Below are 12,105 nucleotides of genomic sequence, written 5' to 3' on the forward strand. Positions count from 1 at the left end.
GAGGAACAAAATGATAGCAATATTACGTATTTTCGCAGTGGCGATATTTGCGATTCTTATGTTTGTATTTGGGTGTGGTTACTGTTTACTCAGCCCACGCAACCCGAAACACGTATTTACCTTTGGTCGTTATTTCGGTCGCATGTCGAAAATCTTTGGTATGAAGTTAGAGCTTCGTATCCCGGAAGATGCTTACTCTCGTGGCCAACATGTTTACGTTGCAAACCACCAAAATAGCTGGGATCTATTCACGATTTCATCTGCGGTAACACCTAAGGTTGTGACTGTTGGTAAGAAGAGCCTAGCGTGGATGCCTCTTTTTGGTCAGCTGTACTGGTTGACGGGTAATATCCTAATCGACCGGGCTAACCGCAGCAAAGCGGTAGGTACGATCGATCAAGTGGTTACTAGCCTTAAAGAGAGTGATGTTTCAGTATGGATGTTCCCTGAGGGGACTCGTTCTCGTGGTCGTGGTTTGTTGCCATTCAAAACGGGTGCTTTCCATGCTGCGATTGGCGCTGGCTTACCTATTATCCCTATCGTGTGTAGCTCAACAGGTGGCGTGAAGCTGAACCGTTGGAACAATGGTCATGTGATTGTTGAAATGCTGCCACCAATCAGCACTGAAGATTACGATAAGTCTAATGTTCGTCAACTGGCTAACCTAGCTCGTGAGCAGATGGCTGCGAAGCTTGAAGAGTTAGACAAAGAAGTGGTTGAGCTTAATAAGAAGTAATCATCTAAGCGAAACGATGAACAAGAAAAAAGGTTGCCAATTGGGCAACCTTTTTTGTATCTGATAAACGCTCAGTATTATGCCAACTTGTTTACTAGAAACCGTTTATTCTAGATATTAAAACCTATTTGCGAACCGCAATAGCTTCGATCTCGATACCTACATCTTTTGGCAGACGCGCTACTTCAACACATGAACGTGCAGGGTAGTTTGCAACACCGTGCTCATCAAAGAACTTACCGTAAACTTCGTTTACTGTGCCGAAGTCGTTTAGGTCTTTAACGAATACCGTTAGTTTTACGATGTCTTTTACAGTCAGGCCAGAAGCTTCAACAACCGCTTGAACGTTGTCTAGAGATTGGCGAGCTTGCTCTGCGATATCAGCAGATACTTCACCAGTTGCTGGGTTTACTGGGATTTGACCAGAAGTCAGAACCATATTGCCAAGGTCAACACCTTGTACGTATGGGCCGATTGCAGCTGGAGCAGATTCTGTGTGAAGTACTTTAGTCATTGGTTATTCCGTCAGTTATTGGATAAAAAGCAATTTTTAGTGTGCCTTCAAACTCAGGATAGGTAAAGAGCAAAATACCCCGTACAGGCGAGGTATTGAATAGTTTTTGCGTTCGATCGGCGTTGCCGTATGACGTTATCTTTCTGTCACGATCTCACGAGAGAATACTTTTTCGCAGTACTTACACTTCAATCGAATATCTTCTTTCTTTTCAAAGATCTTAAAGCTGCTTTCTACGGGCTCATTGTGAGTAATACAGTTGGTGTTTGGACACTCAAACACATCATTGATTTGCTCAGGAAGTTCTAGTGGTAGCTTCTTAACCACTTCGTAACCTTCGATTTGGTTTACCGTTGCGTGAGGTGCGTAAAGTGCTAACTTGCTCGCCTGTTCTTCAGTGATAAAAACATTCTCTATCTTGAGTAAGTCTTTGCCGCCTAGAGCAGAAGATGGCAGGTTTAGGCCAATCGTTACTCGCTGATTTGAGTTATGCATGTCGAACAGTTTGAGTACCTTGATCCCGATGTTGGCTGGGATATGGTCGATAACCGTTCCGTTCTTGATTGCTTCAACTTTTAATTGAGTCTCTTTAGACATGATATCTCTCCTCTACAGCGTTTCGTTAAGAACAAGGGCTAGCAGTGCTTCACGTGCGTAAACACCGTTCTCTGCTTGCTGGAAGTAGTAAGCGTAAGGTGTTTTATCGACATCGACAGTAATTTCATCAACACGAGGAAGAGGGTGAAGAACCTTTAGGTTATCACGTGCATTTTCCAGCATCGGAGCCGTCAGGATGTACGCTGATTTGATGTGCGCGTATTCCGATTCATCAAAACGTTCTTTTTGAACTCGAGTCATGTACAGAACATCCAACTCTGGAATCACATCTTCCATGTCTGTCAGCAGTTGATACTTGATACCCGCTTCATCAAGTTCTTCGCAAATGTAGTCTGGCATCGCCAGTGCTTCAGGTGCTACGAAGTAGAAACAGATGTTATCGAACTTCGCTAGCGCTTGAGTCAACGAGTGAACCGTACGGCCGTACTTAAGGTCACCAACGAATGCAACGTTGAGTTTGTCTAGGCGACCTTGAGTTTCGGCGATAGAGAACAGGTCTAATAGCGTTTGTGTTGGGTGTTGGTTTGCGCCGTCACCTGCGTTAATAACCGGTACACCGTTAGAAAACTCAGAAGCCAGACGCGCAGCACCTTCTTGAGGATGACGCATTACGTAAGCATCAACGTATGAAGAGATAACCTGTACCGAGTCTGCTAGCGTTTCGCCTTTCTTCGCTAGTGACGTGTTACCACCACTGTCGAAACCAATCACATCACCACCTATGCGTTGAATAGCCGTTTCAAAAGAGAGACGAGTTCGCGTTGAAGGTTCGAAGAAGCAGCTGGCAACAACTTTGTTCTTGATGAGTTCTGGGTTTGGTTCAGCCTTTAGCTGACCTGCCGTTTGAACAATTAATTCTAGCTCTTCACGAGAAAGCTCTGGAATTGAGATGATGTGCTTTTGATAGAGCGAATTCGCCATGATCTTCTTCCCCACAATAATGTATTGGCCATAAAAAAGCCCCCCATAATGGGAGGCTTTAAAAAAGTGCTGAAAAGCAGAATAGACGGCCTGGCAAGCATGCTAGCTTGCGAGCAATATTTGGTGTTTTCACAATTTTATTATGTGTTTTCACAATATCATTATGTTTTATCACAACATTGCTTGGCGTCATTTTCACTACTCTCAGACAAATTGCCGAGAATTATACGCTTTCAATTTGTGAGCGCAAGCGATTACATCAAGCTTTTGTTTACTTTCATTATTCTCTATTGGCCAAGTGTCGCGACCATTACCGCTTTGATGGTATGCATGCGATTCTCTGCTTCATCAAACACAATCGAGTAGTCGGACTCAAATACTTCGTCTGTTACTTCCAAACCGTTCATTCCATATTTGTCTGCGACTTGCTGGCCGATCACGGTTTCATTGTTGTGGAAAGCTGGCAGGCAATGCATGAACTTCACTTGTGGGTTACCTGTGAGCTTTATGACATCCATATTCACTTGGTAAGGTGTCATTACAGCAACACGTTCGTCCCAAGCTTCTGGCGCTTCACCCATAGAAACCCAAACATCGGTATAAAGGAAATCACAGCCTTTCACACCTTCGGCAACGTCTTCTGTCAGCGTGATTTTTGCACCTGTACTTTGCGCGATAGCTTGGCACTCTTCGACAAGGTGCTCTTCTGGCCAAAATGCTTTTGGCGCGACAAGGCGAATATCCATGCCCATTTTCGCGGCACCCACTAACAGAGAGTTACCCATGTTATTACGTGCATCACCAAGGTAAGCAAAGCTGATTTGGTGCAGATGTTTACCACGACCATGCTCAAGCATAGTGAGGAAATCAGCCAAGATCTGAGTAGGGTGGAACTCATCGGTTAAGCCATTCCAAACCGGTACACCAGCATAAGCGCCTAGGTCTTCGACAATGCTTTGGCCAAACCCTCGGTATTCAATGCCATCGTACATGCGACCTAATACACGCGCCGTATCTTTCATTGATTCTTTCTGACCAATCTGAGAACCAGAAGGGCCTAAATAAGAGACTTGAGCGCCTTGATCAAAAGCAGCTACCTCAAAAGCACATCGAGTTCGAGTGGATGCTTTTTCAAAGATCAAAGCGATGTTTTTACCGTTAAGCTTTTTCTGCTCTGTACCTGCATACTTAGCTTTTTTAAGGTCGGCAGACAGGTCGAGTAAAAACTGAATCTCTTTAGGAGTAAAGTCGAGAAGTTTTAGAAAGTTACGATTGCGAAGATTAAAGGCCATCTCTCGCTCCTTGCGTATATAGGATCAATGAAGAACTCAGTTAAACATAAAAATGCTATATTTGTGAATATTTATTTTATTAATTTGATAAAAAAGGCCAGTACAATGGTACTGGCCTAGATAAGTTAGTGTGTTCGCTTTATTGAGTTTTGTGGCTTAGATACCGTCTCTTTCGATAGGACAACTCATACAGCGAGCGCCACCTCGGCCACGACCTAGCTCATTGCCCGGAATCGTCAGAACTTCGATACCTGCTTTGTCGTATTTTTCATTGGTGTAAACATTACGCTCATAGCCGATAACCGTACCCGGTTTCACCGTCAGTACGTTGTTAGCGTCATTCCACTGCTCACGTTCAGCTTCGTAGTTATCACCACCGGTTGTGATGATCTTCAGTTGATCGAGATCCAGTGCGCCTTCAATCGCTGTTAGGTAGTTTTCAGCTTTCTCTACTCGCATTTCGCCATTTTCTTTTGGCGTTAAGCGCCAAGTATCTAGGTCTTTACGAACGATCTCTGGATAGACTGAGAATGTGTCGATATCCATGTGTGTCATTACCGTATCAAGGTGCATACAAGAGCGGTGCTTCGGTAAATCAATCGCAATCACTTCTTTAGCTTGACCTGACTTGAATAAACTCGCAGCTAGGTTTTCGACACCTTGTGGCTTGGTACGCTCTGAAATACCGATAAGAACAGCGCCTTTACCGATTACCAGTACATCACCACCTTCAATATTGGCGTTGTCGTAATGAAGATCTTCATCACCGAAGTACTTTATGAAATCTTGCCCCGCGAATACAGGGTGCCAGCGATATATTGCTCGCAAGTGATTCGTTTCTCGTTGACGAGCAGGCATCATCATCGGGTTAAGAGAGACACCGCCATAAACCCAGCAAGAAGTATCGCGGGTAAATAGATGGTTAGGTAGCGGCTCAATAACGAAATCAAGTGGGCGGTGCATCTTCGGTAGCATTGAAGAAGATTTAATAGGAAGCTCAGAGTAGGCTAAACCACCAAGTAGGATCGTCGCCAAGTGCTCATTGTCCATTTGAGCAAGGTACTCTCTTAAATCACGTGCGAATGTAGGGCCGTAACGGAAATCAGAGATTTGAGTATTAAGCAGCCACTCACGAGCTTGTGCTACAGCGAGTGTCTCAACCAGTAGATCATGCAGTAATAACACTTCAACGTCTTGGTTACGAAGTGTTGTCGCAAAGGCATCGTGTTCTTCACCTGCTGCTTCTACTGCAAGTACATCATCAAAGAGTAGCTCATGACAGTTAGAAGGGGTGAGGTGGGTGAGTGCCCTTTCAGGCCTATTTAGGAGAACTCGTCTTAATTGACCGACTTCGGAGCCAACGTACAGCTTACTCATTTTGCATCCTTACTATTAATCCAGCGTCTATTTATGACAAGCTTGTTCGTAATATGCAAGTTTTGAAACTTGTGTAAAGGTTATGTTATTTTGATATTTTTGGTTTTAAATGCTGAGTTGTTTGTGATTGTTAATATTAAAATCCAACTGAAAGGCTGAGTTCTGGAACAAACTTTTTGCGGATCTATGCTCTAATTTCAGTGATTTGATAATCCACTTTGCTTGGTGAACGTGATTTTTCATTCAAAATTTATGCAGTTACTTACTTATAAGTGAGGTTTTATGCATCGATGAAGTGTTCGGCAGTATGCATCTGATATGACTAACCACTCAATTTTGAAGGAGTAAGGCTAAAAGTAACAATAAAAATGAAATGCTAAAACACACGATAGTTAATAATATGTTGAAAATTTGTTTCTGTGATTTTGATTTCACTTTTTAATTGATATCCCTTCTGTTATCTAGCGATAAACTTGCTCTTCTACACCTGATCTAGGTGGCTTTTCTAGACGATCCGTGCCATATTTCGTGGCAATCAAATTTGATCTTTTCATAGTCAACACTCTGGAGCAGACACATGTCTCACGAAGATGAATATCTATCAGTAGCGGAATTAATTGAATTTCAAAAAGGCGAGACTCGCGATATCATTGAAGCACTAATCGAAGATGGTAGCGATCCTGAAGCTCTATACGATATCGAGCATCACCTATTCGCTGAAGATTTCGCAGTACTTGAGAAAGCCGTTGTTGAAGCATTCAAAATGGGCTTTGAAGTGCTTGAAGCTGAAGAGACAGAAGACGAAGATGGCAACAAGTTACTTTGTTGTGATGCAACGATGCAGTGTACTCTGAACGCAGAAGCGATTGATGAGCAAGTTGAAAAGCTTGTAAATCTTGCAGAGAAGTTTGACATTATCTACGACGGTTGGGGCACTTACTACGAAGGTGAGGATGCTATCTACCCTGACGAAGATGATGAAGACGAAGAGTAATCTCTCCCAGTTTTAAAAAATGCCAGCCTTGAGCTGGCATTTTTTTGTCCTCAGAAAAATAAATGTCTTTATATGCATTCATTCATTATAATGCGGTCAAAATTGATCTAGCTCAAGGAATGGCATGCGGCTACCTCTCGATGGTCTTTGGCAAATTTCGCCACTGACGGATCTCTCTATCCCACAAGATGACATTACCTTTCCTGCTCCATTAAGCTCAAAGCTCCCTAATAGCTTGAGTGAAGAGGAAATCGCAGAGCAAGAATGGCACCTGATGCATGACATCGAAGTGGATGATGCCATGTTGGCATGCCCATTTGTTGAGCTAGTCGTCGCAGGCGTTGACTACTTTGCAGAAGTGCGACTCAATGGCGTTGCCGTGTTTGACTGTGATGGCAGCGAAGCCGAATATCGCAAGGACATTCGTCCTTATATGCAGCCTGGTCGAAATCGTTTTGAGATCCTTTTCCTTGAAGAAGAGGAGAGCCTGTTGCTTGAAGAGGATATGGATGACTCTATCCCTTTACAGGTCGTCGCTAAATCAGATTCTCGTATCGGAATCTGGCAAGCTCCATATCTGCAGTTCGTTCGTAACGTCAAGCTTGAGCAAGTTGTCACCGAGCAAATCTGGCATCACGGTGGTGGCTGTGAGTTTAAAGTAGATGTTATCTATCAAACGCTAAAGCCGGGGTTAATATCGGCATCAATCAAATTTAATGGTATGACTCTCGTGATGCCGATTGATGTGCGAGCAGAACATACGGGTGTTGTGTTTCAGGTTGAGGCTCCAATGGTATTTAACCTTGAGAAGCCCAACCCTAAGCATTTATATCAATTAGAAGTGGAACTCGATGGGCAAAAAGAGAGTTCTTTCGTAGCCTTGAATCCAGCCTCTTGCGTGAGTAACTTTTTGCGTAACTAGCGGTTATTCAATTAGCCCGTTACGTAATGAATCAATTTGCTCACTCGCTTGTCATCTAATGAACTGCTAACCCTATTTCAAAAACACATTATAGCGTTTTGGCCATGACAACCTCACAAGCGTCATGGCCTGTTTCTCCCCAAGCTGAATCAAGGTGTTCAAAGCCCAATTTTTCGTAAAGTTTAACGGCTGCATTAAGGCATTCGGTCGTTTCTAGATACATATGTTGATAACCCAGTTCCTTAGCTTTCTCCATCGACATATTAACCAACTTCTTCGCTAAGCCTTTGCCTCTGGTTTCTGGCAAGAAGTACATCTTTTGCAGTTCACAGACTTCTGGCATACCTGCTAGTGGTGCAAATCCACCACCACCAACAACCTTTCCATCAAGTTCAATCACCCAATATTGAGATCTTTCATTGTTATATACACTGAACATGTCTTCTAAGGTGGGATCAGCCACACCATAACCTTTATCTTCAGTTAGCCCGTTTTCATAAGAGACTTGGCGAATTACGTTAGCAATGCTTGGATTATCTTCTAATTCAATTGAGCGAATGGTGATGTTAGCAATCTGTTCCATGTTCTGCCTATAAAATGGGTTACTCATCAGTGACCCAATATATTGTGATTAAGCATGTTGGTGCAAACAAAACAGTGGTTGTGCTGCTTGGCTTTCCGCTTTTCGTAACCAAACTTTCTCATGGAAGTAGTAAGCCACGGTGTTCAAAGCAGGTTCTAACGTTGCCATCACACCACCAACAAAGGCATCGCCAGTCAATAAGTAGACAACGGTAAAGGCAACACTAAAGTGGATAGTAGCGAAGCTTGCTGTTTTTAACTTTGTCATCCACTGACGAGCTTTAAGCGCTGGAACTTGAGCCCACGCCTTTTCATGAAAATAGAAGGCGACGGTATTCACAGAAGGCTCAATCATAGCGATTAAGCTACCAATTAAGATGTCGCCAGTTAGTACGTAAGCGACACTAAATGCGATAGTAAAATGTAATGCAGCAAAGGTTAGTGTCTTTTTCATGATAATTACTCAGTCGTTGTGTTGTTTCGATAGAACTATTATTGAGAATTATTATCATTAAATCTAATGGGAAGTTAAGATTGTTTTGATAGGCGAAAGCTATCAATAAGCTGGAGTGAGGTTGATTGGACTGGAACTTAGGGCACAAAAAAAGGCTGACCATGAAGGCCAACCTTTTTGTCTAGAGCGGGAGGTTCGAAACCTCCTCGTTCATTCAGTTTTAAAGAGCAGCGATTGTCGCTTTTTGCTCTTCTAGCTTAACAAGAGTTTCTTGGTAGCCTTCAAGCTTTTCACGCTCTTTCGCGATAACCGCTTCTGGTGCTTTAGCAACAAAACCTTCGTTACCTAGCTTACCTTCGATACGCTTAATCTCACCGTGAGTCTTCGCTACTTCTTTATCTAGACGAGCAAGCTCAGCATCTTTGTCGATAAGACCCGCCATTGGGATCATCAGCTCAGATTTGCCAACAAGTTTAGTTGCACAAGCTGGAGTCGCTTCGCCGTCTGCTAGAACTTTAATATCGTCTAGCTTAGCTAGAGAAGTAAGAACGATCTTATTTGCTTCGATACGAGCTGCATCTTTCTCATCAGCGACTTTGATCATTACTTCTAAGCCTTGGCTTGGTGCAATGTCGTATTCCGCACGTAGGTTACGGATAGCTGTGATGAAAGTTTTAACCCATTCGATGTCGTCAACGATCTCAGCATTGAAGTTAGCTTCATTAAACTGAGGAAGCGCTTGAGTCATGATGGTCTCGCCTTCAACGCCGTCTACTAGCGGCTTAACGCTTTGCCAGATAGATTCAGTGATGTAAGGAAGAACAGGGTGAGCAAGACGCAGAGTCTTCTCTAGAACCGTGATAAGCGTGTAACGAGTCGCTTGTTGTTGAGCTTCAGTACCCTTCCAAAGAACAGGTTTCGTTAGCTCTAGGTACCAGTCACAGAATTGGTTCCAGATGAATTCGTAAAGCGTGTTTGCTGCCATGTCTAGACGGTAGTTGTCTAGATGAGCGTTAAATTCTTTCGCTGCAACTTCAAACTGAGATTCAATCCACTTGTCTGCTAGAGAGAATTCCATGTTTGCACGGTCTTTAACAGACAGTGACATGCCACAATCGTGCTCTTCTGTGTTCATCAGTACGTAACGGCTTGCGTTCCATAGCTTGTTACAGAAGTTACGGTAACCTTCAAGACGCTTCATGTCCCAGTTGATGTCACGGCCAGTTGAAGCCATAGCAGCAAGAGTGAAACGCAGTGCATCAGTACCGTATGGTTCGATACCATCTTCGAAAGTCTTACGTGTTGCTTTTTCGATCTTAGCAGCCAGTTTAGGTTGCATCATGTTGCCACAACGCTTTTCTACTAGCTCTTCAAGGCTGATGCCGTCAATCATATCGATAGGGTCAAGTACGTTACCTTTCGATTTAGACATCTTGTCGCCGTTTTCATCACGGATAAGGCCCGTCATGTAAACTGTTTTGAAAGGTACTTGAGCCTTGCCGTCTTCGTCTTTCACGAAGTGCATGGTCATCATGATCATACGAGCAACCCAGAAGAAGATAATATCAAAACCAGATACTAGTACTTCTGATGGGTGGAATGTTTTCATTGCTTCAGTATCTTCAGGCCAGCCTTGTGTGCCGAACGTCCAAAGTGCAGAAGAGAACCATGTATCAAGAACGTCGTTGTCTTGCTTAAGAACAATTACCGGTGAAAGGTTGTTCTTTTCACGAACTTCTTCTTCAGTGCGACCTACGTAAACTTTACCATCGTTGTCGTACCATGCTGGGATACGGTGACCCCACCAAAGTTGACGAGAGATACACCAGTCTTGCACGTCACGCATCCACGCGAAGTACATGTTTTCGTACTGCTTAGGTACGAATTGGATCTCACCATCTTCAACGGCTTTAACAGCAGGCGCAGCAAGAGGCGCTGTGCGCACGTACCATTGGTCCGTCAGCATTGGTTCGATAACCACACCACCACGGTCACCGTAAGGAACGGTTAGGTCGTGATCTTTGATTTCTTCAAGTAGGCCTAGCTCTTCAAATTCAGCAACCGTTGCACGACGAGCGGCAAAACGCTCCATACCTTGGTATTTAACTGGAAGATCTGTTGAGTACACATCGCTTTCTTCACCGTTCGTTGTGAAGATTTCTGCCGCGTCACGGATATCACCGTTGAACGTTAGGATGTTGATCATTGGTAGGCTATGGCGCTTGCCCACTTCGTAATCGTTAAAGTCATGAGCTGGCGTGATTTTCACACAACCCGTACCTTTATCCATGTCAGCGTGCTCATCACCTACGATAGGGATAAGACGATTTACGATAGGAAGCAGGATTTCTTTGCCGATAAGATCTTTGTAGCGAGGATCTTCAGGGTTAACTGCAACGCCTGTATCACCAAGCATAGTTTCAGGACGTGTAGTCGCAACGACGATGTAGTCTTTGCCATCAGCCGTTTTTACACCGTTCGCTAGTGGGTAGCGGACGTGCCACATAAAACCTTTTTTGTCTTTGTTTTCAACTTCAAGATCAGAAATAGCAGTGTGCAGTTTAGGATCCCAGTTTACTAGACGTTTACCACGGTAGATTAGGTCTTCTTCGTATAGACGAACAAACACTTCTTGAGTCGCAGCCGATAGGCCGTCATCCATAGTGAATCGCTCACGCTCCCAATCTACAGAAGCACCAAGACGACGAAGTTGTTGAGTGATCGTGCCACCTGATTCGCCTTTCCATTCCCAGATCTTGTCGATGAAAGCTTCACGGCCGTAGTCGTGTTTTGTTTTGCCTTCTTCAGCGGCGATCTTACGCTCAACAACCATTTGAGTGGCGATACCAGCGTGGTCAGTACCCACTTGCCAAAGAGTATTTTTGCCTTTCATACGTTGAGCACGGATAAGCGTATCCATGATCGTATCTTGGAACGCGTGACCCATGTGTAGGCTACCAGTGACGTTCGGTGGCGGGATCATGATGCTGTAAGCTTCTTTTGATGTGTCACCGTGTGGCTTAAAGTAGCCTTTCTCTTCCCAAGTCTTATACAGAGCTTGTTCGATTAATGTTGGGTTGTATGTCTTTTCCATAGTGCTCTTATAACGGATACTGTGAATGGTTAATCGTGGTCAAACTTCATAAGTGAAGCTTCTTGAATCTAAATCCAAAGATAGCTTTAACTATGAGGTTTGACTATGGATGTTGAATCTCGATAGTTTGTAGCTGATATCCAGCCTGACGGTAAATTTTATACCTTTCTCGAGCGAGTTGCTTAGCTTTTTCTTCGCAAGGAACGAAGTCTATCACCTGAGCAAAGGCGTTCGCAAAGGTTGTATTATTATCGGCCAGATTTATTACCAGTTGGCGATTCCAATTATGTTTTACGCCTTGATAGCCAATTTCGATGTTGGTTGAATACTTTGGGCCTTCGCCAACTAAGTTATGTGCAATAAATTCATTGGGTTCGACCTGCCAGAAAACCTCAGCGATACGTTCGGCATGTTCTTTGTCATTGCAGTTGAGATAAAGTTTAGCGCCTTGTTTAGCAAAGTGCTGAGCAAGAAACAGCACATAGTAAGCAAAACCATCTTCGCAGGCTTGCGGGCTGTCTGAAGGCACAATGTAAAACGTGGCAGTCTGCATACTTAACACTCGAAACTTGAACTGAAAATCGTGGATATCAATATTACT

At 43.7% G+C, this 12,105-nt stretch carries 12 protein-coding genes; 3 read left to right on the plus strand and 9 right to left on the minus strand.

Going from position 1 to position 12,105, the window contains the following annotated elements:
- Nucleotides 1-10: 10 nt before the first annotated feature.
- On the plus strand, nt 11-736 hold the full coding sequence (locus AB6C75_RS08870; protein WP_004735318.1) for a 1-acylglycerol-3-phosphate O-acyltransferase: 726 nt from the start codon (nt 11-13) through the stop codon (nt 734-736).
- A gap of 124 nt (nt 737-860) precedes the next feature.
- Here AB6C75_RS08870 and AB6C75_RS08875 read toward each other — a convergent pair whose 3' ends face one another.
- The 5 genes from AB6C75_RS08875 to arcA form a co-directional block, all read right to left on the minus strand.
- Nucleotides 861-1,250 (minus strand): RidA family protein, encoded by a 390-nt coding sequence (locus AB6C75_RS08875; protein ID WP_004735319.1) that lies wholly within the window; start codon nt 1,248-1,250, stop codon nt 861-863.
- 135 nt (nt 1,251-1,385) lie between these two features.
- Nucleotides 1,386-1,847, minus strand: coding sequence for an aspartate carbamoyltransferase regulatory subunit (gene pyrI / locus AB6C75_RS08880; RefSeq protein ID WP_372107583.1), 462 nt, complete (start codon nt 1,845-1,847; stop codon nt 1,386-1,388).
- Between the two features lie 12 nt (nt 1,848-1,859).
- The gene (gene pyrB, locus AB6C75_RS08885) at nt 1,860-2,789 is read right to left on the minus strand and encodes an aspartate carbamoyltransferase (RefSeq protein WP_372107584.1); all 930 of its coding nucleotides are present in this window, start codon (nt 2,787-2,789) and stop codon (nt 1,860-1,862) included.
- 287 nt (nt 2,790-3,076) lie between these two features.
- Entirely contained in the window at nt 3,077-4,081 is a 1,005-nt protein-coding gene (locus AB6C75_RS08890) for an ornithine carbamoyltransferase (RefSeq protein WP_004735322.1), read from the minus strand.
- A 156-nt stretch (nt 4,082-4,237) separates the two neighbouring features.
- Nucleotides 4,238-5,458 carry an arginine deiminase gene (gene arcA, locus AB6C75_RS08895; protein WP_009847726.1) on the minus strand — a complete coding sequence of 407 codons (1,221 nt, stop codon included), beginning with the start codon at nt 5,456-5,458 and terminating at the stop codon, nt 4,238-4,240.
- Nucleotides 5,459-6,035: 577 nt separating this feature from the next.
- Between arcA and rraB the strand changes: the two genes are divergently transcribed.
- Together rraB and AB6C75_RS08905 are read left to right on the plus strand one after the other, a co-directional pair.
- Nucleotides 6,036-6,452, plus strand: coding sequence for a ribonuclease E inhibitor RraB (gene rraB, locus AB6C75_RS08900; RefSeq protein ID WP_004735324.1), 417 nt, complete (start codon nt 6,036-6,038; stop codon nt 6,450-6,452).
- 124 nt (nt 6,453-6,576) lie between these two features.
- Nucleotides 6,577-7,374 carry a glycosyl hydrolase 2 galactose-binding domain-containing protein gene (locus tag AB6C75_RS08905; protein ID WP_102249063.1) on the plus strand — a complete coding sequence of 266 codons (798 nt, stop codon included), beginning with the start codon at nt 6,577-6,579 and terminating at the stop codon, nt 7,372-7,374.
- A gap of 88 nt (nt 7,375-7,462) precedes the next feature.
- On the opposite strand, the gene AB6C75_RS08910 is transcribed toward AB6C75_RS08905, so the two are convergent.
- From AB6C75_RS08910 to AB6C75_RS08925, 4 genes are all read right to left on the minus strand, one after another.
- A complete protein-coding gene (locus tag AB6C75_RS08910) occupies nt 7,463-7,957 on the minus strand; it encodes a GNAT family N-acetyltransferase (RefSeq protein ID WP_102280901.1) in 495 nt (164 codons plus the stop codon).
- A 48-nt stretch (nt 7,958-8,005) separates the two neighbouring features.
- The gene (locus tag AB6C75_RS08915) at nt 8,006-8,410 is read right to left on the minus strand and encodes a DUF2061 domain-containing protein (RefSeq protein WP_371709898.1); all 405 of its coding nucleotides are present in this window, start codon (nt 8,408-8,410) and stop codon (nt 8,006-8,008) included.
- Between the two features lie 220 nt (nt 8,411-8,630).
- Complete coding sequence (locus AB6C75_RS08920) at nt 8,631-11,504, minus strand: valine--tRNA ligase (RefSeq protein WP_372107585.1); 2,874 nt, start codon at nt 11,502-11,504, stop codon at nt 8,631-8,633.
- Between the two features lie 103 nt (nt 11,505-11,607).
- Nucleotides 11,608-12,057, minus strand: coding sequence for a DNA polymerase III subunit chi (locus AB6C75_RS08925; protein ID WP_102504218.1), 450 nt, complete (start codon nt 12,055-12,057; stop codon nt 11,608-11,610).
- Between the last annotated feature and the right edge of the window lie 48 nt (nt 12,058-12,105).

This window comes from Vibrio sp. 10N.237.312.B06 (genome assembly GCF_041464685.1).
In the GTDB taxonomy this organism is placed as follows: Bacteria; Pseudomonadota; Gammaproteobacteria; order Enterobacterales; family Vibrionaceae; genus Vibrio; species Vibrio tasmaniensis_A.

Excerpts from the sequence above, each read along its gene's own strand:
- AB6C75_RS08915 (WP_371709898.1), bottom strand. The coding sequence starts at position 8,410 with ATGAAAAAGACACTAACCTTTGCTGCATTACATTTTACTATCGCATTT.
- AB6C75_RS08910 (WP_102280901.1), bottom strand. The coding sequence starts at position 7,957 with ATGGAACAGATTGCTAACATCACCATTCGCTCAATTGAATTAGAAGAT.
- AB6C75_RS08905 (WP_102249063.1), top strand. The coding sequence starts at position 6,577 with ATGCGGCTACCTCTCGATGGTCTTTGGCAAATTTCGCCACTGACGGAT.
- AB6C75_RS08870 (WP_004735318.1), top strand. The coding sequence starts at position 11 with ATGATAGCAATATTACGTATTTTCGCAGTGGCGATATTTGCGATTCTT.
- AB6C75_RS08920 (WP_372107585.1), bottom strand. The coding sequence starts at position 11,504 with ATGGAAAAGACATACAACCCAACATTAATCGAACAAGCTCTGTATAAG.
- AB6C75_RS08875 (WP_004735319.1), bottom strand. The coding sequence starts at position 1,250 with ATGACTAAAGTACTTCACACAGAATCTGCTCCAGCTGCAATCGGCCCA.
- AB6C75_RS08890 (WP_004735322.1), bottom strand. The coding sequence starts at position 4,081 with ATGGCCTTTAATCTTCGCAATCGTAACTTTCTAAAACTTCTCGACTTT.
- AB6C75_RS08925 (WP_102504218.1), bottom strand. The coding sequence starts at position 12,057 with ATGCAGACTGCCACGTTTTACATTGTGCCTTCAGACAGCCCGCAAGCC.
- rraB (WP_004735324.1), top strand. The coding sequence starts at position 6,036 with ATGTCTCACGAAGATGAATATCTATCAGTAGCGGAATTAATTGAATTT.
- arcA (WP_009847726.1), bottom strand. The coding sequence starts at position 5,458 with ATGAGTAAGCTGTACGTTGGCTCCGAAGTCGGTCAATTAAGACGAGTT.
- pyrI (WP_372107583.1), bottom strand. The coding sequence starts at position 1,847 with ATGTCTAAAGAGACTCAATTAAAAGTTGAAGCAATCAAGAACGGAACG.
- pyrB (WP_372107584.1), bottom strand. The coding sequence starts at position 2,789 with ATGGCGAATTCGCTCTATCAAAAGCACATCATCTCAATTCCAGAGCTT.